Origin of the sequence: Streptomyces sp. JJ66 (genome assembly GCF_019303495.1) — a bacterium.
Lineage (GTDB): Bacteria > Actinomycetota > Actinomycetes > Streptomycetales > Streptomycetaceae > Streptomyces.
The window spans coordinates 65,796-86,006 of record NZ_JAEVFI010000011.1; the positions used below are offsets into that span (position 1 = coordinate 65,796).

A 20,211-nucleotide genomic window follows, 5' to 3' on the forward strand; every position below is an offset into this window, starting at 1 on the left:
CGACCCGCCCCCCAGTTCGCGGGCCAGCATCCACCACCTGCCGGGGCCGTCCTCCGTCGCCGGTGCTTCGGGCGGGGAAGGCGCGGGAAGGGGCCGGAAAGAGCGGACCCTCAGCGGATGGGGGACAGCGTGCGCAGGCGGCGGGCGGCGGCGTTGCGGGCGGCCAGTTCGGCGTCGGCGGGGTAGCCGACCTCCTCCAGCGTCAGCCCGTGCGGACGCACCACGTGCACCGCCGAGTCGCGCACCCCGGCCGCCAGCACCGCGCCGGGCCACTGTGGCGAGCGGTGGCCGTCGCCGACGAAGAGCATGGCCCCGACCAGCGCGCGCACCATGTTGTGGCAGAACGCGTCGGCGCGCACGGTGGCTTCCAGAACGCCGTCGGCGCGGCGCTCCCAGTGCAGGTCCAGCAGGCGGCGGATCGTCGTCGCGCCGTCGCGCCGCTTGCAGTAGGCGGCGAAGTCGTGCTCGCCCAGCAGGCGCTCGGCGGCGGCGTTCATCGCGTCGAGGTCCAGCGGCCAATTGTGCCACAGCACGTGGCCGCGCCGCAGCGGATCGACGCCGCCGGGGTGGTCGCTCACGCGGTAGCGGTAGCGGCGCCAGATCGCGGAGAAGCGGGCGTTGAAGTGGGGCGGCGCCTCGCTCACGCGCCACACCCGCACGTCCTGCGGCAGGCGCCCGGCCAGGCGGCGCAGCAGGTGCTCACCGTGCTCGGCCCACAGCTCGCGCGGCAAATCGACGTGGGCGACCTGGCCCCGGGCGTGCACCCCGGCGTCCGTCCGCCCGGCGACGGTCAGCTCGTGCGGCTCCGCCGAGCGGGTGACGACGCGCAGCGCCTCCTGTACCTCGCCCTGCACCGTGCGGCGGCCGCGCTGCACCGCCCAGCCGGAGAACTCCCGCCCGTCGTAGCTCAGGTCCAGCCGCACCCGGACGAACCCGGGCTCCACCTGGTCACTCACCTCTCGCGTCCTCTCCACTGCGGCTCGGGGCGGCGGTATACGAAGCAAGCCCGCCCCTGCGTCACAGGGACGGGCTTGTTCGCTCCTGCGGCGCTCAGGCGTCCTTGGACTCCTCGGCCGGAGCCTCGGCGGACTCGTCCGACTTGGTCTCCTCGGCCTTGGTCTCCTCAGCCGCCGGGGCCTCCTTGGCCTCGGGGGCCTCGGTGGCCTGCTCGGCGTCCTTGGCGGAGCGCTTGGTCGCGGCCTCGGCCTCACCGACAGCGGCCTGCTGCACGGTCAGGGCCTCCACCAGCTCGATGACCGCCATCGGCGCGTTGTCGCCGCGACGGTTACCGATCTTGGTGATCCGGGTGTAGCCGCCCGGGCGGTTCTCGTAGCGCGGGCCGATCTCGGTGAAGAGGGTGTGCACGACGGACTTGTCGAGAATCGTGCGCATGACCTGGCGACGGTTGTGCAGGTCGCCCTTCTTCGCCTTGGTGATCAGGCGCTCCGCGACCGGACGCAGGCGACGGGCCTTGGCCTCGGTCGTGGTGATGCGGCCGTGCTCGAAGAGGGCCGTGGCGAGGTTCGCCAGGAGGGCCTTCTGGTGCGCGGCGCTGCCGCCCAGACGGGCGCCCTTGGTGGGCTGCGGCATGGTGTTTCTCCTCGTGGTCTGCACCGGCCGTATCAGGTACCGGTGTCAGGGTCCGGTCGGGCTTGTGCCCGCCGGAACCCGGGACCCGCCTCGCGACGGGTCCCGGTCGTATCGCGGAAGCGGTACTGGGCTCAGTACTGCTCGGTCTCGACGAAGCCCTGGTCGGCGTCGTCGTCGGCGCCGTAGGCGTCGGCGGCGGCGGTCGGGTCGAACCCGGGGGGGCTGTCCTTGAGCGCCAGGCCCATGCCGTGCAGCTTGGCCTTGACCTCGTCGATGGACTTCGCGCCGAAGTTGCGGATGTCCAGCAGGTCCGCCTCGGAGCGGGCCACCAGCTCGCCCACCGAGTGGATGCCCTCACGCTTAAGGCAGTTGTAGGAGCGGACGGTCAGCTCCAGCTCCTCGATCGGCAGCGCCAGGTCGGCGGCGAGCGCGGCGTCGGTCGGGGAGGGGCCCATGTCGATGCCCTCGGCGTCCACGTTCAGCTCGCGGGCCAGGCCGAACAGCTCGACCAGGGTCTTGCCGGCGGAGGCGACGGCGTCGCGCGGACGCATCGACTCCTTGGTCTCGACATCGACGATCAGCTTGTCGAAGTCGGTGCGCTGCTCGACACGGGTCGCCTCGACCTTGTAGGTGACCTTGAGCACCGGGCTGTAGATGGAGTCCACCGGGATGCGGCCGATCTCCTGGCCGGCGGCCTTGTTCTGCACGGCGGAGACGTAGCCACGGCCGCGCTCGACCGTCAGCTCCATCTCCAGCTTGCCCTTGCCGTTCAGCGTGGCCAGGACCAGGTCCGGGTTGTGCACCTCGACACCGGCCGGCGGCGCGATGTCGGCGGCGGTGACCAGGCCCGGGCCCTGCTTGCGCAGGTACATCACGACCGGCTCGTCGTGCTCGGAGGAGACGACGAGCTGCTTGATGTTCAGGATGAGGTCGGTGACGTCCTCCTTGACGCCCGGCACGGTGGTGAACTCGTGCAGGACGCCGTCGATCCGGATGCTGGTGACAGCCGCACCGGGGATCGAGGAGAGGAGCGTGCGACGCAGGGAGTTACCGAGGGTGTAGCCGAAGCCCGGCTCCAGCGGCTCGATCACGAACCGGGAGCGGAACTCGTCGACGACCTCTTCGGTCAGGGAAGGACGCTGAGCGATCAGCATGGGGATGTGCCTCCAGTCTTCGGCAACCGCTATTTGATGCCGGACTCCCCGGGCCGGTACCGGAACCCGGGGTCTACTGCAAGGGTACGGGCGGCCCGCCGTGAACGAACACGCGGCGGACCGCCCGGACCGCGAGCGCTACCCGGATTACTTCGAGTACAGCTCGACGATCAGCTGCTCCTGCACCTGGGTGTCGATCACCGGGCGCTCGGGCAGGCTGTGCACGAGGATGCGCAGGCGGGAGGGGATGACCTCCAGCCACGCCGGGACGGTCTTGTCCCCGGCCTCCGCGACGGCGACCTGGAACGGCGTCATGTTCCGGGAGGCTTCGCGGACCTCGATGATGTCGTTCGGGGTGACCCGAGCCGACGGGATGTCCGTCTTGCGGCCGTTCACGTTGATGTGGCCGTGCCGCACCAGCTGACGGGCGTGGTCGCGGGACTTGGCGAAGCCAGCCCGGTACACCACGTTGTCCAGCCGGGTCTCCAGGATGCGCAGCAGGTTCTCACCGGTCTTGCCGGACTTCCTGTTGGCCTCGTTGTAGTACCCGCGGAACTGCTTTTCGAGGACACCGTAGATCCGCGCGCACTTCTGCTTCTCACGCTTCTGCAGCAGGTACTCGCTGTCCTTGGTGCGCCCGCGTCCGTGCTCACCCGGGGGGTAAGGACGGATCTCGATCGGGCACTTCGCGCTCTCGCACTTAGCTCCCTTGAGGAAGAGCTTCTGCTTCTCCCGACGGCAACGCTTGCAGTCGGCCCCGGTGTAACGCGCCATTGTCGATGATCTCCTGTTTCAGCTGGTCAGACGCGGCGACGCTTCGGCGGGCGGCAGCCGTTGTGCGGGGTCGGGGTGACGTCCTGGATGGAACCGACCTCCAGGCCGGTGGCCTGGAGCGAGCGGATCGCGGTCTCCCGGCCGGAGCCGGGACCCTTGACGAACACATCGACCTTGCGCATGCCGTGCTCCTGCGCGCGGCGGGCGGCCGACTCGGCGGCCATCTGCGCGGCGAACGGCGTCGACTTGCGCGAGCCCTTGAAGCCCACGTGACCGGCCGAAGCCCAGGAGATCACGTTGCCGGTGGGGTCGGTGATGGACACGATGGTGTTGTTGAACGTGCTCTTGATGTGAGCGTGCCCGTGGGCGACGTTCTTCTTCTCCTTGCGGCGCACCTTCTTGGCGCCGGCCGTACGGCCCTTCGGAGGCATAGAGGTTTACTCCCGTGGAGGTGGTCGGTCCTACAACTCGGACCGCTTGTCAGCGTCCGGTGCGGACTACTTCTTGCCCGGCTTCTTCTTGCCGGCGATGGCGCGACGCGGGCCCTTGCGGGTGCGGGCGTTGGTCTTGGTGCGCTGGCCGCGGACCGGCAGGCCCCGGCGGTGGCGCAGACCCTGGTAGTTGCCGATCTCGACCTTGCGGCGGATGTCGGCCTGGATCTCGCGGCGGAGGTCACCCTCGGTGCGGAGGTTGGCGTCCACGTATTCGCGGATCTTGACCATCTCCTCCTCGGAGAGGTCACGGACGCGGGTGTCGGGGTTGATGCCCGTCGCGCCCAGAATCTCCCGGGACCGGCTGCGGCCGATGCCGAAAACGTAGGTGAGACCGACCTCCACGCGCTTTTCGCGCGGAAGGTCAACGCCTTCGAGGCGTGCCATGGATGTGGCTCCTGATGTGTGTCTCGGAGGTCTTCCGCAGCACCGTTCCCGTAAGGCCCGCACGGGGGCTCACGAGCCGGGTCCCCGGCCTCCGACCGGGGGTGTCGTCCCCACGCGCTGGACGCGGGGGGTCGGGTGACTGCGTATGTACGTGTCGCGTGCGTCGCGCGAAGAACTGCGGGTGCGAGGTAACGGCGGCGTGCGTCAGCCCTGGCGCTGCTTGTGGCGCAGGTTGTCGCAGATGACCATGACCCGGCCGTGGCGGCGGATCACCTTGCACTTGTCGCAGATCTTCTTGACGCTCGGCTTGACCTTCATGGAATTGAGGTTCTCCGGGTCAGGCCACCACCTCGTGGGCGAGGTGAGGGCACGATCTACTTGTAGCGGTAGACGATCCGTCCACGCGTCAGGTCGTAGGGAGACAGCTCCACCACGACCCGGTCGTCAGGAAGGATACGGATGTAGTGCATCCGCATCTTGCCGCTGATGTGCGCGAGGACCTGGTGACCGTTCTGAAGCTCCACCTTGAACATCGCGTTCGGCAGAGACTCGACAACGGTGCCCTCGATTTCGATGGCCCCTTGTTTTTTGGCCATGCTTGAGGCTTTCACCTTCCGGGATCGGCTACCTGGGCTCGGCCCCGGGCATACGGGTACACCGGGACCGACGCATCAGTCTACGCCACCGCCCCGCGATTCCCGAAATCGGGAGTATCCCCACCGCAGGGGCCGCCGAAACGGGAAGCCCGGGGCCGGGAGCCGCCGACCGGGGCACTGGGGGCGGGCGCCCGCAGGCCGGGGAGCTGGGGGCGGGCGCCCGCAGGCCGGGAGCCCCCGCCGCAGGCTGGGAAGCCCGGGTGGTCAGCGCGCCCCGGGCTTCCAGCGCACGCCTTAGCCCAGCGGGTCGGGCGCGGCCGTCACGCCCAGCTCCGCCAGCTTCGCCTTGCCGCCGTCCACGGCGGTCAGCACCAGCGGCCCCCGCTCGGTCAGCGCCACCGAGTGCTCCCAGTGGCTCGACCACGACCCGTCGTCCGTCTTCACCGTCCAGTCGTCACCCAGGACGTGCGTCTTCGGCGTCCCCAGTGACAGCATCGGCTCGATCGCCAGGCACATGCCGGTGACCAGCTTCGGGTTGTGCCGCCCGACCAGGCGCCGCCGGTCCACGTAGTTCAGCAGGTGCGGGTCCATGTGCATCTCGCTGCCGATGCCGTGGCCGCCGTAGTCCTCGATGATCCCGTACTTGCCGCTGGCCGGACGCGGCTGCCGCCGCACGTAGCCCTCGATCGCGCGCGTGACCTCCATCAGCCGCGCGCCCCGCCGGAACGCGGCGATCCCGGCCCACAGGCTCTCCTCGGTGACGCGGCTCAGCTCCACCAGCTCCGGCGCGTGCCCCTCCCCCACGAACACCGTGAGCGCGGCGTCCCCGTGCCAGCCGTCCACGATCGCGCCCGCGTCGATCGAGACGATGTCACCGGACTTCAGTACCGTCTCCCGGTCCGGGATGCCGTGCACGACGACGTCGTTCACCGACGTGCAGATGTTGCCGGGGAAACCGCCGTACCCCAGGAAGTTCGGCTTGGCCCCGTGCTCGGCCAGCACCTTCGCCGCGACCTCGTCCAGGTCCTTCGTCGTGGCGCCCGGTACCGCGGCCTCCTTACAGGCCCGGTGCATGGCGGCGACCACCAGCCCCGCCGCCCGCATCTTCGCGATCTGCTCCGGGGTCTTGATCTCCACCATCGCGGCTGACGCCTTCCTGCTCACTCACCACGGCCGCGCTCGTTTGGCGGCCACATTCTCTCCACCATACGGCGCCCCGCCCATCCGCCCCTCCCCGGAACCCCGGGGGCCGCCGCAGTCCCGGGCTCCGACCGCTCGGGGGTGTCGCCCCGGCTGTGGTGCGCAAACGCCGGACGGGCTGAACACCGCGTGGTGTTCAGCCCGTCCGGCGTGCGGGAGCGACGGCGCGGTCAGTCCCGCAGCGCCTTCAGCGCGCGCTGGGTGACGTCGGCCACGGGGCCGAGCGCGGAGAGGGTGGTGACCAGGCCCTGGGCCTTGTAGTAGTCGATGATCGGCTCGGTCTCGCTGTGGTAGACCTCCAGCCGGCGCCGCACCGTCTCCTCGCGGTCGTCGTCACGCTGGTACAGCTCGCCGCCGCACGTGTCACACACGCCCGGCTCCTTCGGCGGCGTGTACGCGACGTGGAAGATGTGCCCGCTGTCGTTGCGGCACATGCGGCGGCCCGCGATGCGCTTGACCACCTCGTCCTCGGGGACCTCCAGGTCCAGCACGGAGTCCAGCGCCTGATCGGCGTCCCGCAGCAGCCCGTCCAGCGCCTCGGCCTGGACCAGGTTGCGGGGGAAACCGTCCAGCAGCCAGCCGGCGGCGGCGTCCGGCTGCTCCATGCGGGCCTTCGCCATGCCGATCGTGATCTCGTCCGGCACCAGGTCACCCGCGCGCATGTACTCCTGCGCGCGGCGGCCCAGCTCCGTGTCCTGCGAGATGTTCGCGCGGAACAGGTCGCCGGTGGAGATGTGCGGAATGCCGAGATTCTTGGCGAGCAACGCGGCCTGCGTGCCCTTGCCCGCACCAGGCGGCCCGACGAGGACGATACGCATCAGCGGAGGAACCCTTCGTAGTTGCGCTGCTGGAGCTGGCTCTCGATCTGCTTCACAGTCTCCAGGCCGACACCCACGATGATGAGGATGCTGGTACCGCCGAAGGGGAAGTTCTGGTTGGCGCCGAAGCCAATGAGCGCAATCGTCGGGACCAGGGCGATCAGACCGAGGTAGATCGACCCGGGCCACGTGATGCGGTTCAGTACGTAGCTCAGATACTCCGCCGTGGGGCGACCGGCCCGGATACCCGGGATGAAGCCACCATACTTCTTCATGTTGTCTGCAACTTCTTCGGGGTTGAAGGAGATGGCGACGTAGAAGAAGGCGAAGAAGACGATGAGCAAAAAGTACACACTGACGTAAATCGGCGACTCCTGGCTCGTCAGGTTCCGCTGAATCCAGTCCGCCCAGCCCGATTGCGACCCGCTGAACTGAACGATGAGCGCCGGGATGTAGAGCAGCGACGAGGCGAAGATGACGGGAATCACACCCGCCTGGTTCACCTTGAGCGGAATGTAGGTGGACGTCCCACCATATGAACGGCGGCCGATCATGCGCTTCGCGTACTGCACCGGAATGCGGCGCTGCGCCTGCTCCACGAAGACCACCAGGCCGACCATCGCCAGGCCCACCAGGATGACGACGCCGAACTCGATCCAGCCGTTCGCCAGCTCGCCCTGTTCCTTGATCGCCCACAGCGCGCCGGGGAAACCGGCCGCGATGGAGACGAACATCAGGATCGACATGCCGTTGCCGATGCCGCGGTCCGTGACCAGCTCACCCAGCCACATGACGAGCGCGGTGCCGGCGGTCAGGACGATGACCATGGTGACGATCGTGAATACCGAGTCGTTCGGCACGATCTGGTCGCCGACGGGGCAGCCCTGGAAGAGGGTGCCGCTGCGGGCGGTGGCCACCAGGCCGGTGCCCTGGAGGACGGCGAGGGCCACCGTCAGGTAGCGGGTGTACTGGGTGATCTTGGCCTGACCGGCCTGGCCCTCCTTCTTCAGGGCCTCCAGCCGGGGAATGACCACGACCAGCAGCTGCAGGATGATGCTCGCCGTGATGTACGGCATGATCCCCAGGGCGAAGATCGTGACCTGCAGCAGTGCGCCGCCGCTGAACATGTTCACCAGGCCGAGCAGATCGCTACCGCCGTTCTGCGCGGCGTCCAGACAGATCTGAACGTTCTGGTAGCTGACCCCGGGGATGGGGACCTGGGCCCCCAGCCGGTAGAGCACGATGATGCCCAGCGTGAACAGCAGCTTCTTGCGCAGGTCGGGCGTCTTGAACGCCCGGGTGAACGCGCCGAGCACGGTACCTCCTGCGGCTCCCGCGCGGCGGAGCGCGAGAGGGTGACGGTCTGTTAAGAACGGATACGACGGTGGTGACTGCGGCGGCCCGCGACGGGCGGCCGCGTGCCGTCAAGGGCAGTGCCCGTCACCTTACCGGCGCGGAGCCCGCCCGTGGAACGACCAACCGGGGATGCCTGTTCCCAGACATCCCCGGTCGCGTCATCGTGTCACCGTGCTCAGACGAGCTCGGTGACGGTACCGCCCGCGGCGGTGATCTTCTCCTTGGCGGAGCCCGAGACCTTGTCAACGGTCACGGTCAGCGCCACGGAGATCTCGCCGGTGCCCAGCACCTTGACGAGGTTGTTCTTGCGCACGGCACCCTTGGCGACCAGGTCGGCCACGGTGACCTCGCCACCCTCGGGGTAGAGGGAGGCGAGCTTGTCCAGGTTGACGACCTGGTACTCGGTGCGGAACGGGTTCTTGAAGCCCTTGAGCTTGGGCAGCCGCATGTGCAGCGGCATCTGCCCGCCCTCGAAGCGCTCGGGAACCTGGTAACGGGCCTTGGTGCCCTTGGTGCCACGACCAGCCGTCTTACCCTTGGACGCCTCACCACGACCGACGCGGGTCTTGGTGGTCTTGGCACCCGGGGCCGGACGGAGGTTGTGGACCTTCAGCGGCTTGCCATCCTGAGCAGCCATCTTCAGTCAACCTCCTCGACCGTCACGAGGTGACGCACGGTGTGCACCATGCCGCGCACCTCGGGGCGGTCCGCCTTGACGACCACGTCGTTGACGCGCTTGAGCCCGAGGGACCGCAGCGTGTCACGGTGGTTCTGCTTCGTGCCGATCACGGAACGGCTCTGAGTGATCTTGAGCTGAGCCATCACGCGTTCACCCCGGCACGGGCCCGCAGCAGGGCGGCGGGCGCGACGTCCTCCAGCGGCAGGCCACGGCGGGCGGCGATCTCCTCGGGACGCTGCAGGCCCCGCAGAGCGGCCACCGTGGCGTGCACGATGTTGATCGGGTTGGACGAGCCGAGCGACTTGCTCAGCACGTCGTGAATGCCCGCGCACTCCAGCACGGCACGCACCGGGCCACCGGCGATCACACCGGTACCGGGGGACGCCGGCTTGAGCAGCACGACACCGGCCGCCTCCTCACCCTGGATCGGGTGCGGGATGGTGCCCTGGATGCGGGGGACCTTGAAGAAGTGCTTCTTGGCCTCCTCAACGCCCTTGGCGATGGCGGCCGGCACCTCCTTGGCCTTGCCGTATCCGACACCCACGGTGCCGTCACCGTCGCCCACCACGACCAGCGCGGTGAAGCTGAAGCGACGACCACCCTTCACAACCTTGGCGACGCGGTTGATCGCGACGACCCGCTCGACGTACGCGGTCTTCTCGGCGGCAGCGCCACCGTCCCGCCGGTCCTTACGGTCCCGCCGCTCGCCGCCACCGGCGCCGCCACCGCGGCGCTGGGGTCCAGCCATTGGAATTACCTCTCTCTTTGTCCGCTAGCTACGGAAGCGACCCGCGGTCGCTGCCGAGACGGGCGGCTTTAGAACTTGAGCCCGGCTTCGCGGGCGGCGTCGGCCAGGGCGGCGATGCGCCCGGCGTACTTGTTGCCACCGCGGTCGAACACGACGGCCTCCACACCGGCGGCCTTGGCCCGCTCGGCGACCAGGGCGCCCACCTGCTTGGCCTGGGCGCTCTTGTCGCCCTCGGCGCCGCGGATGGAGGCGTCCATCGACGAGGCGGAGGCCACGGTGTGGCCCGCGATGTCGTCGATGACCTGCGCCACCATGTGCCGGTTGGACCGGGTCACGACCAGGCGCGGACGCTCGGCAGTTCCGGAGACCTTCTTGCGGACGCGGATGTGGCGCCGCTTGATGGCGGCCCGCTTGTAGGCGTCGCCCTTGGCGATCTTCACGCCGAATGCCATGGCTTACTTACCAGCCTTTCCGACCTTGCGGCGGATGACTTCGCCCTCGTACTTGACGCCCTTGGCCTTGTACGGGTCGGGCTTGCGCAGCTTGCGGATGTTCGCCGCGACCTCGCCGACCTTCTGCTTGTCGATGCCCTCGACCTGGAAACGGGTCGGGGACTCCACCTTGAAGGTGATGCCCTCGGGGGCCTCGACCAGCACCGGGTGGCTGTAGCCGAGTGCGAACTCCAGGTTGGAGCCCTTGGCCTGGACGCGGTAACCCACACCGCTGATTTCCAGCTTCTTGACGAAACCCTCGGTCACGCCAGTGATCATGTTCGCCACCAGCGTGCGGGACAGGCCGTGCAGGGCCTTGTTCCGGCTCTCGTCGTTCGGGCGGGAGACGGCGACCGTGCCGTCCTCGCCCTTGGCGACCTCGATGGGCGCGGCGACCGTGTGCGTGAGGGAGCCCTTGGGGCCCTTCACGCTGACCGTCCGGCCATCGATGGTGACGTCCACACCGGCGGGAACCTGGATGGGGAGCTTGCCGATTCGCGACATGGCTTTTCCTCCGTTCCCTTCCGTTACCAGACGTAGGCGAGGACTTCCCCGCCCACGCCCTTCTTGCCGGCCTGCTTGTCGGTGAGGAGCCCGTGCGACGTGGAGATGATCGCCACGCCCAGGCCGCCGAGCACCTTCGGCAGGTTGGTGGACTTTGCGTAGACCCGAAGACCCGGCTTCGAGATCCGCTTGATGCCGGCGATCGAGCGCTCGCGGTTCGGCCCGAACTTCAGCTCCAGGACGAGGTTCTTGCCCACCTGGGCGTCCTCGACCTTCCAGCCGGTGATGTAACCCTCCTGCTGGAGGATCTCCGCGATGTGCGACTTGATCTTGCTGTGCGGCATCTCGACGGTGTCGTGGTACGCCGAGTTCGCGTTCCGCAGACGCGTCAGCATGTCTGCGATCGGATCGGTCATGGTCATGTGATGGCCTTCGGCCTCTCTCGCCGGGGTTTCCTGTCTGCTCCATCCCTCTCCCCACTCAGTGGCGGGACGGGTGCGGTGCGGGGACCTACGGCGTAGTAAGCGTTCATAGCGGGCTCCGCCCGCGGGCGGCCCGTGCGGCGGGCGCCCAACCCGCACAGCCTAAGCCATGCGGGCCGGGCCCCCGCCGTCCAGATGCTTACCGAGAGCCCTGGGGAATCCCGTGCGGGATTACCAGGAGCTCTTGGTCACGCCCGGCAGCTCGCCGCGGTGCGCCATCTGGCGAAGGCACACGCGGCACAGGCCGAACTTGCGGTAGACGGAGTGCGGACGGCCGCAGCGCTGGCAGCGGGTGTACGCGCGCACACCGAACTTCGGCTTGCGAGCGGCCTTGGCGATCAGAGCCTTCTTCGCCATGTCAGTTCTCCTTGAACGGGAAGCCGAGGTGACGCAGCAGGGCGCGGCCCTCCTCGTCGTTGGTCGCCGTGGTGACCACGGTGATGTCCATGCCCCGGACCCGATCGATCTTGTCCTGGTCGATCTCGTGGAACATGACCTGCTCCGTGAGACCGAAGGTGTAGTTCCCGCGTCCGTCGAACTGCTTCGGGGACAGACCGCGGAAGTCGCGGATGCGCGGCAGCGCGAGCGACAGCAGGCGGTCGAGGAACTCCCACATCCGGTCGCCGCGCAGCGTCACGTGCGCGCCGATCGGCTGGCCCTCGCGCAGCTTGAACTGCGCGATGGACTTGCGGGCCTTGGTCACGGCCGGCTTCTGGCCGGTGATCGTGGTGAGGTCGCGGATGGCGCCCTCGATCAGCTTGGAGTCGCGGGCGGCGTCGCCCACACCCATGTTGACCACGATCTTGGTAAGACCCGGGATCTGCATGACGTTGCCGTAGCTGAACTCGTCACGCAGCTTGTCCTGGATCTCGCTGCGGTAGCGCTGCTTGAGGCGCGGGGCGTTCGTGGTGGTGGCAGCCATCAGATGTCCTCACCGGTCCGCTTGGCAACGCGGATCTTGTTGCCGTCCTCGTCGAAGCGGTAGCCGACGCGGGTGACGACCTTCTTGCCGTCGGCCTCCACCACGAGCTGCACGTTGCTCACGTGGATGGGGGCCTCGGTCGTCACGATGCCGCCGGTCTTGGAACCGCGCGCGGTCTGGCCGGCCTTCGTGTGCTTCTTGACCCGGTTGACACCCTCGACCAGAACCCGGTCCTCGCGGGGGAAGGCCCGGATGACCTTGCCCTGCTTGCCCTTGTCCTTGCCGGTGATGACCTGAACCAGGTCGCCCTTCTTGATCTTCATGCTCACAGCACCTCCGGCGCGAGCGAGATGATCTTCATGAACTTCTTCTCGCGCAGCTCACGGCCCACGGGGCCGAAGATACGGGTGCCGCGGGGGTCACCGTCGTTCTTGAGGACGACGGCGGCGTTCTCGTCGAAGCGGATGTACGAGCCGTCCGGGCGGCGGCGCTCCTTGACGGTGCGCACGATGACCGCCTTGATGACGTCACCCTTCTTCACGTTGCCACCGGGGATCGCGTCCTTGACGGTGGCCACGATGACATCCCCGATGCCCGCGTAGCGGCGACCCGAACCACCGAGCACACGGATGCAAAGGATTTCCTTCGCCCCCGTGTTGTCGGCGACGCGAAGTCGCGACTCCTGCTGGATCACGTCTTTCTCCTGATCGTCTGCCGGTTCCCGGCGGGGGACGCCCTACGACGTCCCCCGCCGAGCCTGGCGGAACTGTCCAGAAGGCTGCTGCCTTCGGGAATTACTTGGCCTTCTCGAGGATCTCGACGACGCGCCAGCGCTTGGTGGCGGACAGCGGCCGGGTCTCCATCAGGAGAACGCGGTCGCCGACACCGGCGGCGTTCTGCTCGTCGTGCGCCTTGAGCTTGTTGGTACGGCGGATGACCTTGCCGTACAGCGCGTGCTTGACGCGGTCCTCGACGGCGACGACGACGGTCTTGTCCATCTTGTCGCTGACGACCAGACCCTCGCGGGTCTTGCGGAAGCCGCGCTGCTCGTTGCCCGCGGCGGAGCCGCTGTTGTTCTCAGTCACATTCGTCTCGCTCATCAGGCGCTCTCCACCGTCTCGATGCCGAGCTCGCGCTCCCGCATCAGGGTGTAGATCCGGGCGATGTCCTTGCGGACGGCCTTCAGCCGGCTGTTGTTCTCCAGCTGACCGGTAGCCGCCTGGAAGCGGAGCTTGAACAGCTCCTCCTTGGCGTCGCGCAGCTTTCCAACGAGCTCCTCGTTGTTCAGCTCACGCAGCTCGCTGGCCTTGGTACCGGCCGCCATCACGACTCACCTGCCTCGCGCCGCACGATCCGGCACTTCATCGGAAGCTTGTGAGCAGCGCGGGTAAGCGCCTCACGAGCAATCTTCTCGTTCGGGTAGGACAGCTCGAACATCACCCGGCCGGGCTTGACGTTCGCGACCCACCACTCCGGCGAACCCTTACCGGAACCCATGCGGGTCTCGGCGGGCTTCTTGGTCAGCGGACGGTCCGGGTAGATGTTGATCCAGACCTTGCCACCACGCTTGATGTGACGCGTCATGGCGATACGAGCGGCCTCGATCTGCCGGTTCGTCACGTAGGCGGGCGTCACGGCCTGGATGCCGAACTCGCCGAACGCGACCTCGGTACCGCCCTTGGCCATTCCGGACCGCTTGGGGTGGTGCTGCTTGCGGTGCTTGACCCTGCGGGGGATCAGCATGGCGGTCAGGCCTCCTGTCCGGTGCTCTCAGCCGGAGCGGCGGCGGCAGGCGCCTCGGCCTTGGGGGCCTCGGCGGCAGCCTGCTGCTGCTGCGGCTTGCGGCCACGGCGCTCGCCGCCACCGCCACCCCGGCGCGGACGGTCGCTGCCGCCACGGGAGGGACGGTTACCGGCGCGCGCGGCGGCGTTCTCGGCACGGACCTCGGCGATGTTCTTCACGTCGCCCTTGTAGATCCACACCTTGACGCCGATGCGGCCGAAGGTGGTCTTGGCCTCGAAGAAGCCGTAGTCGACATTCGCGCGGAGCGTGTGCAGCGGCACCCGGCCCTCGCGGTAGAACTCCGAGCGCGACATCTCAGCACCGCCGAGACGGCCGCCGCACTGGATCTTGATGCCCTTGGCCCCGGCCTTCATCGTCGACTGCATGCTCTTGCGCATGGCGCGACGGAAGGAGACGCGGGAGGACAGCTGCTCGGCGACGGCCTGGGCCACCAGCTGAGCGTCCAGCTCCGGGTTCTTCACCTCAAGGATGTTGAACTGGATCTGCTTGCCGGTGAGCTTCTCCAGCTTGCCCCGGATGCGCTCCGCCTCGGCGCCACGGCGGCCGATGACGATGCCCGGACGCGCGGTGTGCACGTCCACGCGCACGCGGTCGCGGGTGCGCTCGATCTCCACCTTGGAGATGCCGGCCCGCTCCATGCCCTGCGTGAGCAGGCGGCGGATCTCGACGTCTTCCTTGATGTAGTCCTTGTAGAGCTTGTCGGCGTACCAGCGGGACTTGAAGTCCGTGGTGATGCCGAGGCGGAACCCGTGCGGGTTAACCTTCTGGCCCATTACCGGGTCCCTTCCTTGGCTCCGACGACCACCGTGATGTGGCTGGTCCGCTTGCGAATCCGGTAGGCGCGACCCTGGGCGCGCGGACGGAAACGCTTCAGGGTCGGGCCCTCATCGACGTAAGCCTCCTTGACGAACAGGGTGCTGGCGTCGGTGTGGTCGTAGTTGTGCGCGGCGTTGGCGATGGCGCTGTCGAGCACCTTGCCTACCGGCACGCTCGCGGCCTGCGGAGTGAAACGCAGGACCGCCTGAGCCTCCGTGGCGTCCATGCCACGGACAAGGTCCACCACCCGGCGGGCCTTCATGGGCGTGACGCGCACATAGCGCGCCTGGGCCCTGGCTTCCATGGTTGTCCCTTCGGTGTCAGTCATAGTCGTTGCACTCCGCCGATCAGCGACGACGCGACTTGCGGTCGTCCTTCACGTGGCCGCGGAAGGTGCGGGTCGGCGCGAACTCGCCGAGCTTGTGGCCGACCATCGACTCGGTGACGAACACCGGGACGTGCTTGCGGCCGTCGTGCACCGCGATCGTGTGGCCGAGCATGGCCGGGACGATCATCGAGCGGCGGGACCAGGTCTTGATGACGTTCTTGGAGCCTGCGTCGTTCTGCGTGTCCACCTTCTTGATCAGGTGGTCGTCGACGAAGGGCCCCTTCTTGAGACTGCGCGGCATCGAAAACCCGCCTCCTAGCGCTTCTTGTTCGTCTTGCGGCGGCGGACGATGTACTTGTTGCTGGCCTTCTTCGGCGAGCGCGTACGTCCTTCCTTCTGACCCCACGGGGACACCGGGTGGCGTCCACCGGAGGTCCGGCCCTCACCACCACCGTGCGGGTGGTCGATCGGGTTCATCACGACGCCGCGGACGGTCGGGCGGACGCCCAGCCAGCGCTTGCGGCCCGCCTTGCCCCAGTTGATGTTCGACTGCTCGGCGTTGCCGACCTCGCCGACGGTGGCGCGGCAGCGGACGTCAACCAGGCGGATCTCACCGGACGGCATGCGCAGGTGGGCCATGGAGCCCTCCCGCGCCAGCAGCTGCACGGCGGCACCCGCGGAGCGGGCGAACTTCGCGCCGCCGCCGGGCCGCAGCTCGATGGCGTGGATGGTCGTACCGACCGGGATGTTGCGCAGCGGCAGGTTGTTGCCCGGCTTGATGTCGGCCCCGGGGCCGTTCTCCACCCGGTCGCCCTGCTGGATGCCGCGCGGCGCGAGGATGTAGCGCTTCTCGCCGTCGGCGTAGTGCAGCAGCGCGATGCGCGCGGTGCGGTTGGGGTCGTACTCGATGTGCGCGACCTTGGCCGGCACGCCGTCCTTGTCGTGCCGACGGAAGTCGATCACGCGGTAGGCGCGCTTGTGGCCACCGCCCTGGTGGCGGACGGTCACACGACCGGCGTTGTTACGGCCGCCCTTGCTGTGCAGCGGGCGGACCAGCGACTTCTCCGGCGTGGACCGCGTGATCTCGACGAAGTCGGCGACGCTGGCGCCACGACGGCCAGGAGTCGTCGGCTTGTACTTGCGGATACCCATTTCTCAGTCCTCGTCCGATATCGGACGACTCGACCTCCGTTAGGAGACCGGGCCGCCGAAGATGTCGATACGGTCGCCCTCGGCGAGGGTCACGATGGCGCGCTTGGTGTCGGCGCGCTTGCCGTAGCCGGTGCGGGTGCGCTTGCGCTTGCCCTGCCGGTTGATCGTGTTGACCCCGGTGACCTTGACCGAGAAGACCGCCTCGACGGCCTGCTTGATCTGGGTCTTGTTGGCACGCGGGTGGACGATGAACGTGTACTTGTTCTCGTCCAGCAGCGCGTAGCTCTTCTCCGAGACCACGGGCTTGAGCAGGATGTCCCGGTGGTCCGTGAACGTCGCGCTGGTCACCGCGGTGGTGGTTGCCTCGCTCATCAGGCGTCGCTCCCTTCAGAGCCGTTCAGCTCGGCCTCGGAAGCGGTGGCCTTGGCGGCCTTGGCGGGCCCGGCGACGAAGGCGTCGTAGGCGGCCTTGGTGAAGACCACGTCGTCGGAGACGAGCACGTCGTACGTGTTCAGCTGGCCCGGCTCCAGGATGTGCACCTGGGGCAGGTTGCGGGCGGACAGCCACGCGGCCTCGTCGGACCGGTCGGCGACCAGGAGCACGTTCTTGCGCTCGGTCAGCTTGCCGAACAGGGTCTTGGCGGCCTTGGTGGACACGTCGCCTTCGACCACGCCGGAGACGACGTGGACGCGGTTGTGGCGGGCCCGGTCGGAGAGGGCACCGCGCAGGGCGGCGGCCTTCATCTTCTTCGGGGTCCGCTGGGAGTAGTCACGCGGCACGGGACCGTGCACGACGCCACCGCCGGCGAACTGCGGCGCCCGGATCGAACCCTGGCGCGCGCGGCCGGTGCCCTTCTGGCGGTACGGCTTCTTGCCACCGCCGCGGACCTCGCCACGGGACTTGGTCTTGTGCGTGCCCTGGCGGGCAGCGGCCAGCTGGGCGACGACGACCTGGTGGATCAGCGGAACGCTGACCTTCGCGTCGAAGATCTCCGCGGGGAGCTCGACGGTCCCGGCCTTGTCGCCTGCCGGCGAAAGGATGTCAATGGTGCTCATTACCTCAGGCCCCCTTGGCCGCAGTACGGACCAGGACGAGGCCGCCGTTCGGACCGGGGACGGCGCCCTTGATGAGCAGCAGTCCCTTCTCCGCGTCAACGGCGTGGACGGTCAGGTTCTGGGTGGTGACCCGCTCGTTACCCATGCGGCCCGCCATCTTCATACCCTTGAAGACGCGGCCGGGGGTGGCGCAGCCGCCGATGGAGCCCGGCTTGCGGTGCACGCGGTGCGCGCCGTGGGACGCCTTGCCGCCGTGGAAGCCGTGCCGCTTCATGACACCGGCGGTGCCCTTGCCCTTGGACTTGCCGGTCACGTCCACCTTGATGCCGGAGTCGAACACCTCAGCGGTGATCTCCTGGCCCAGGGTGTACTCGGACGCGTCCTCGGTACGGATCTCCACGAGGTGGCGCCGGGGCGTGACGTCGGCCTGGGCGAAGTGGCCCTTGAGGGGCTTGTTCACCTTGCGCGGGTCGATCTCGCCGAAGGCGATCTGGACGGCGCCGTAGCCGTCACGGTCTGCGGTGCGCACCTGGGTGACGACACACGGCCCGGCCTTGACGACGGTCACTGGGACGACACGGTTGTTCTCGTCCCAGACCTGGGTCATGCCGAGCTTCTCGCCCAGGAGGCCCTTGATCTGCTTAGCCATCTTCCCGCACCCCTCAGAGCTTGATCTCGATGTCAACGCCGGCCGGGAGGTCCAGGCGCATCAGCGAGTCAACGGTCTTGGGCGTCGGGTCGAGGATGTCGATCAGACGCTTGTGGGTGCGCATCTCGAAGTGCTCGCGCGAGTCCTTGTACTTGTGCGGCGACTTGATGACGCAGTACACGTTCTTCTCAGTGGGCAGCGGCACCGGGCCTGCGACCGACGCACCGGTGCGGGTCACCGTCTCGACGATCTTCTTCGCCGAGTTGTCGATGACCTCGTGGTCGTAGGCCTTGAGCCGGATGCGGATCTTCTGTCCCGCCATGGCTACTTCGTAGTCCTGTCTCTCGTAACGCTCTGGAACCCGGCGGCTTCCTCGGCCCCCTGCCCGCGACCTCCGACCCACGCGGTCGGGCGTGTCGCAACCCCTCTCGTACGTCACCGCTCACGCGGAACCCTCGATGGGGAGGAGCCGGGGGAAAGAGACCCACCGGGTGCCTGGTTAAAAGCCCCTCCCGCGCTTCCCGGAAGATTCCCGTACTTCCGCCCCTGACGAGGGGCGACGAATACGTGGGACTCGCTTCCAGTCCTCCCGGCGGGAGGCGCACGGCATCGGCACTCAACCGAGCAACCGGAACAGTGTGCCATACAGGACAGAGGGGTTGCCAATCGGCCCGGGGTGGCCCTCCCCACCCGCCCCGACCCCTGCCGGAGGCAGGCCCGCCCCGCGCCCGCCCGCCACCCGGCGGCGGGCGGGGGCCGCCGGTGGCGGGGCGGGGTGGCCGGGGGCCGGGGGCGAAGGGGCGGGGGGCCGGGGTCGAAGCGACGAGGCCGAGGGCGCCACCCCCGGAGGGCGGGAGCATGGCCGTCCTGCCTGGCCGCTACACCTCCGCGCAGCTGTGCCCTCGTCGCGGACGGAACCGTGCGCGACAGTCCAGAGGCGGCAACGGGTTCACCCGGCCCCGCAGCGCCTCACGGCTCCGCCCTCAAGAAGCCAGCGGCACTTTTCACAGGCTCACCGGCTCGGGGTTCCTCCGGTCCCGGGTCCCCGCTCCCGGGTTCCTCCGGCAACCGCAGGTCGGTACACCCCTCCCGCCGTACCTGATCCTGCGCGAACGCGGTGACGTACTCACGCAGCAACTCCCGCGCGTTCTGCTCCTCCGCCTCGGACAATCGTTTGCGCCCCTCGCTCTCCTCTTCTTCCAACTCCGGGAAGTAGGACTCGCCCCAGCCAGCGGCGTAGGCGGTAGTCTCGCCGTCACAATCGGCGACGGCCCATGCCTGGCTGTGCCCCAGGTACGGTTCTCCCGGGTCATCGTGCCCCGTGAGCAGCCGGAGAGGCGACTGCTGCACACCGAGCGCCCCGGCCAGGTGACCACGCCACGTGGTGAGCTCCACCAGCGCTTCCCCCACGCCCCGGTGGTCGTTTCCAGCGGCAGCCCCCTGCCCGCCCTCGTCCGGCGCGAACAGAGTGCACCGCCCGATCACTCCGCCCTCGGCTATGGCCATGCGCACCGTGCCTTCCCGGCCCTCAGCGGGCACACGGGCAGTGGCGAGGGCATCGCAAGCGGTGCCCTTGGTCTCAGCCCGGGCCACGTAGGTCCCCGGGTCCGGAAGTTCATCCTGGGACGGCACGGTCAGCGGTTCGCCCCCGCATTCGAACTTCTCCGCGACCATGTTGGCCATGCGGACCGCGAGCCGCAGCGTGGCCGCCCGTTCGGCATCGCTCTCGATCGAGTCCACCTGAGTCTCCACCAGCAGTCTGGAGCGATCCCCCGCTGAATCCTCCCGAGCACCCGGACACGTGGGCATCAGGTACACCCTGTGGTGGCGTCCCTCCACACCGGGCAGCTCACCCGGCAGCAGGGCAAGAGGCGCGTAAGCCAAGCCGTAAAGAGGTACGCGAATCGGAACATCTGCTTCGGCGCGGTACGCCGTCACCCTCACAACGGCACGGTTCTCCTCATTTCCCAGCCAGCACTGGTACGTCCCTTCCTCCTCATCGAAGGACTCGCGCTGCGTCTCGAACGACTCCTCCGTGCGCACCGTGTCAAGGTCATCCCACGACAGCTCGCCCCCGCACGCCTGGCGCACCACCCACCATTCCTTCATGTGGCCACCCCACCCCGGGAGCACCCCCACGAACAACAAGATCGACACACACAGAAGGGGCAACCACCACTTCTGATTCCGCCGAGCCCAGTCCCCGCCCTCTTCTT

33 protein-coding genes are annotated in these 20,211 nt (G+C 68.4%); all 33 read right to left on the reverse strand.

The features are described 5' to 3' along the window. Window positions 1-110: 110 nt before the first annotated feature. Entirely contained in the window at window positions 111-956 is an 846-nt protein-coding gene (truA, locus tag JJV70_RS09925; RefSeq protein ID WP_219047457.1) for a tRNA pseudouridine(38-40) synthase TruA, read from the reverse strand. A 94-nt stretch (window positions 957-1,050) separates the two neighbouring features. Further along, window positions 1,051-1,590, reverse strand: a complete 540-nt coding sequence (rplQ, locus tag JJV70_RS09930; RefSeq protein ID WP_219047458.1) for a 50S ribosomal protein L17 — start codon at window positions 1,588-1,590, stop codon at window positions 1,051-1,053. Window positions 1,591-1,721: 131 nt separating this feature from the next. Further along, window positions 1,722-2,744, reverse strand: a complete 1,023-nt coding sequence (locus JJV70_RS09935) for a DNA-directed RNA polymerase subunit alpha (protein ID WP_219047459.1) — start codon at window positions 2,742-2,744, stop codon at window positions 1,722-1,724. Between the two features lie 147 nt (window positions 2,745-2,891). Beyond that, window positions 2,892-3,518, reverse strand: a complete 627-nt coding sequence (rpsD, locus tag JJV70_RS09940; protein ID WP_219047460.1) for a 30S ribosomal protein S4 — start codon at window positions 3,516-3,518, stop codon at window positions 2,892-2,894. Between the two features lie 26 nt (window positions 3,519-3,544). Beyond that, window positions 3,545-3,949: a 30S ribosomal protein S11 gene (rpsK, locus tag JJV70_RS09945; RefSeq protein WP_004571845.1), complete on the reverse strand. Its 405-nt coding sequence runs from the start codon at window positions 3,947-3,949 to the stop codon at window positions 3,545-3,547. Window positions 3,950-4,015: 66 nt separating this feature from the next. Further along, window positions 4,016-4,396, reverse strand: a complete 381-nt coding sequence (gene rpsM / locus JJV70_RS09950) for a 30S ribosomal protein S13 (protein ID WP_219047461.1) — start codon at window positions 4,394-4,396, stop codon at window positions 4,016-4,018. Between the two features lie 204 nt (window positions 4,397-4,600). Continuing rightward, the gene (rpmJ, locus tag JJV70_RS09955; protein WP_003956441.1) at window positions 4,601-4,714 is read right to left on the reverse strand and encodes a 50S ribosomal protein L36; all 114 of its coding nucleotides are present in this window, start codon (window positions 4,712-4,714) and stop codon (window positions 4,601-4,603) included. Between the two features lie 56 nt (window positions 4,715-4,770). Further along, window positions 4,771-4,992, reverse strand: coding sequence for a translation initiation factor IF-1 (gene infA, locus JJV70_RS09960; protein ID WP_003948620.1), 222 nt, complete (start codon window positions 4,990-4,992; stop codon window positions 4,771-4,773). Window positions 4,993-5,286: 294 nt separating this feature from the next. Further along, window positions 5,287-6,132 (reverse strand): type I methionyl aminopeptidase, encoded by an 846-nt coding sequence (map, locus tag JJV70_RS09965; protein ID WP_219047462.1) that lies wholly within the window; start codon window positions 6,130-6,132, stop codon window positions 5,287-5,289. 230 nt (window positions 6,133-6,362) lie between these two features. Beyond that, window positions 6,363-7,010, reverse strand: a complete 648-nt coding sequence (locus JJV70_RS09970) for an adenylate kinase (RefSeq protein ID WP_219047463.1) — start codon at window positions 7,008-7,010, stop codon at window positions 6,363-6,365. After that, the gene (gene secY, locus JJV70_RS09975) at window positions 7,010-8,326 is read right to left on the reverse strand and encodes a preprotein translocase subunit SecY (protein ID WP_219047464.1); all 1,317 of its coding nucleotides are present in this window, start codon (window positions 8,324-8,326) and stop codon (window positions 7,010-7,012) included. The genes JJV70_RS09970 and secY overlap by 1 nt, the downstream gene beginning before the upstream one ends. 215 nt (window positions 8,327-8,541) lie before the next feature. Further along, the gene (rplO, locus tag JJV70_RS09980) at window positions 8,542-9,003 is read right to left on the reverse strand and encodes a 50S ribosomal protein L15 (RefSeq protein WP_219047465.1); all 462 of its coding nucleotides are present in this window, start codon (window positions 9,001-9,003) and stop codon (window positions 8,542-8,544) included. 2 nt (window positions 9,004-9,005) lie between these two features. Further along, window positions 9,006-9,188, reverse strand: a complete 183-nt coding sequence (rpmD, locus tag JJV70_RS09985; RefSeq protein ID WP_219047466.1) for a 50S ribosomal protein L30 — start codon at window positions 9,186-9,188, stop codon at window positions 9,006-9,008. After that, window positions 9,188-9,793 (reverse strand): 30S ribosomal protein S5, encoded by a 606-nt coding sequence (gene rpsE, locus JJV70_RS09990; protein WP_219047467.1) that lies wholly within the window; start codon window positions 9,791-9,793, stop codon window positions 9,188-9,190. The genes rpmD and rpsE overlap by 1 nt, the downstream gene beginning before the upstream one ends. Window positions 9,794-9,861: 68 nt before the next feature. Then, a complete protein-coding gene (rplR, locus tag JJV70_RS09995) occupies window positions 9,862-10,245 on the reverse strand; it encodes a 50S ribosomal protein L18 (RefSeq protein WP_219047468.1) in 384 nt (127 codons plus the stop codon). Between the two features lie 3 nt (window positions 10,246-10,248). Beyond that, window positions 10,249-10,788 carry a 50S ribosomal protein L6 gene (rplF, locus tag JJV70_RS10000; RefSeq protein WP_219047469.1) on the reverse strand — a complete coding sequence of 180 codons (540 nt, stop codon included), beginning with the start codon at window positions 10,786-10,788 and terminating at the stop codon, window positions 10,249-10,251. 23 nt (window positions 10,789-10,811) lie between these two features. Beyond that, complete coding sequence (rpsH, locus tag JJV70_RS10005) at window positions 10,812-11,210, reverse strand: 30S ribosomal protein S8 (protein WP_219047470.1); 399 nt, start codon at window positions 11,208-11,210, stop codon at window positions 10,812-10,814. A gap of 231 nt (window positions 11,211-11,441) precedes the next feature. Then, window positions 11,442-11,627, reverse strand: a complete 186-nt coding sequence (locus JJV70_RS10010; protein ID WP_219047471.1) for a type Z 30S ribosomal protein S14 — start codon at window positions 11,625-11,627, stop codon at window positions 11,442-11,444. 1 nt (window position 11,628) lies between these two features. After that, window positions 11,629-12,192, reverse strand: coding sequence for a 50S ribosomal protein L5 (gene rplE / locus JJV70_RS10015; protein ID WP_219047472.1), 564 nt, complete (start codon window positions 12,190-12,192; stop codon window positions 11,629-11,631). After that, complete coding sequence (gene rplX / locus JJV70_RS10020) at window positions 12,192-12,515, reverse strand: 50S ribosomal protein L24 (RefSeq protein WP_219047473.1); 324 nt, start codon at window positions 12,513-12,515, stop codon at window positions 12,192-12,194. The genes rplE and rplX overlap by 1 nt, the downstream gene beginning before the upstream one ends. A 2-nt stretch (window positions 12,516-12,517) precedes the next feature. Further along, window positions 12,518-12,886, reverse strand: coding sequence for a 50S ribosomal protein L14 (gene rplN, locus JJV70_RS10025; protein WP_006376015.1), 369 nt, complete (start codon window positions 12,884-12,886; stop codon window positions 12,518-12,520). A 100-nt stretch (window positions 12,887-12,986) separates the two neighbouring features. Next, window positions 12,987-13,292: a 30S ribosomal protein S17 gene (gene rpsQ / locus JJV70_RS10030; protein WP_219047474.1), complete on the reverse strand. Its 306-nt coding sequence runs from the start codon at window positions 13,290-13,292 to the stop codon at window positions 12,987-12,989. Further along, window positions 13,292-13,516 carry a 50S ribosomal protein L29 gene (gene rpmC / locus JJV70_RS10035; RefSeq protein WP_219047475.1) on the reverse strand — a complete coding sequence of 75 codons (225 nt, stop codon included), beginning with the start codon at window positions 13,514-13,516 and terminating at the stop codon, window positions 13,292-13,294. The genes rpsQ and rpmC overlap by 1 nt, the downstream gene beginning before the upstream one ends. Then, window positions 13,516-13,935 carry a 50S ribosomal protein L16 gene (gene rplP / locus JJV70_RS10040; RefSeq protein ID WP_219047476.1) on the reverse strand — a complete coding sequence of 140 codons (420 nt, stop codon included), beginning with the start codon at window positions 13,933-13,935 and terminating at the stop codon, window positions 13,516-13,518. The genes rpmC and rplP overlap by 1 nt, the downstream gene beginning before the upstream one ends. A gap of 5 nt (window positions 13,936-13,940) precedes the next feature. Next, entirely contained in the window at window positions 13,941-14,768 is an 828-nt protein-coding gene (gene rpsC, locus JJV70_RS10045; RefSeq protein ID WP_219047477.1) for a 30S ribosomal protein S3, read from the reverse strand. Then, window positions 14,768-15,115 (reverse strand): 50S ribosomal protein L22, encoded by a 348-nt coding sequence (gene rplV / locus JJV70_RS10050; RefSeq protein ID WP_219047641.1) that lies wholly within the window; start codon window positions 15,113-15,115, stop codon window positions 14,768-14,770. The genes rpsC and rplV overlap by 1 nt, the downstream gene beginning before the upstream one ends. A 43-nt stretch (window positions 15,116-15,158) precedes the next feature. Next, window positions 15,159-15,440: a 30S ribosomal protein S19 gene (gene rpsS, locus JJV70_RS10055; protein WP_111601023.1), complete on the reverse strand. Its 282-nt coding sequence runs from the start codon at window positions 15,438-15,440 to the stop codon at window positions 15,159-15,161. Window positions 15,441-15,454: 14 nt separating this feature from the next. Next, window positions 15,455-16,291 carry a 50S ribosomal protein L2 gene (gene rplB / locus JJV70_RS10060; RefSeq protein WP_191209741.1) on the reverse strand — a complete coding sequence of 279 codons (837 nt, stop codon included), beginning with the start codon at window positions 16,289-16,291 and terminating at the stop codon, window positions 15,455-15,457. A gap of 39 nt (window positions 16,292-16,330) precedes the next feature. Further along, window positions 16,331-16,663: a 50S ribosomal protein L23 gene (gene rplW / locus JJV70_RS10065; RefSeq protein ID WP_219047478.1), complete on the reverse strand. Its 333-nt coding sequence runs from the start codon at window positions 16,661-16,663 to the stop codon at window positions 16,331-16,333. Continuing rightward, the gene (rplD, locus tag JJV70_RS10070; protein ID WP_219047479.1) at window positions 16,663-17,346 is read right to left on the reverse strand and encodes a 50S ribosomal protein L4; all 684 of its coding nucleotides are present in this window, start codon (window positions 17,344-17,346) and stop codon (window positions 16,663-16,665) included. Before rplD ends, rplW begins: the two co-directional genes overlap by 1 nt. A 4-nt stretch (window positions 17,347-17,350) precedes the next feature. After that, the gene (gene rplC / locus JJV70_RS10075) at window positions 17,351-17,995 is read right to left on the reverse strand and encodes a 50S ribosomal protein L3 (RefSeq protein ID WP_219047480.1); all 645 of its coding nucleotides are present in this window, start codon (window positions 17,993-17,995) and stop codon (window positions 17,351-17,353) included. A gap of 13 nt (window positions 17,996-18,008) precedes the next feature. After that, entirely contained in the window at window positions 18,009-18,317 is a 309-nt protein-coding gene (rpsJ, locus tag JJV70_RS10080) for a 30S ribosomal protein S10 (protein ID WP_016473429.1), read from the reverse strand. Between the two features lie 647 nt (window positions 18,318-18,964). After that, window positions 18,965-20,104, reverse strand: coding sequence for a hypothetical protein (locus tag JJV70_RS10085; RefSeq protein WP_219047481.1), 1,140 nt, complete (start codon window positions 20,102-20,104; stop codon window positions 18,965-18,967). Window positions 20,105-20,211: the final 107 nt, after the last annotated feature.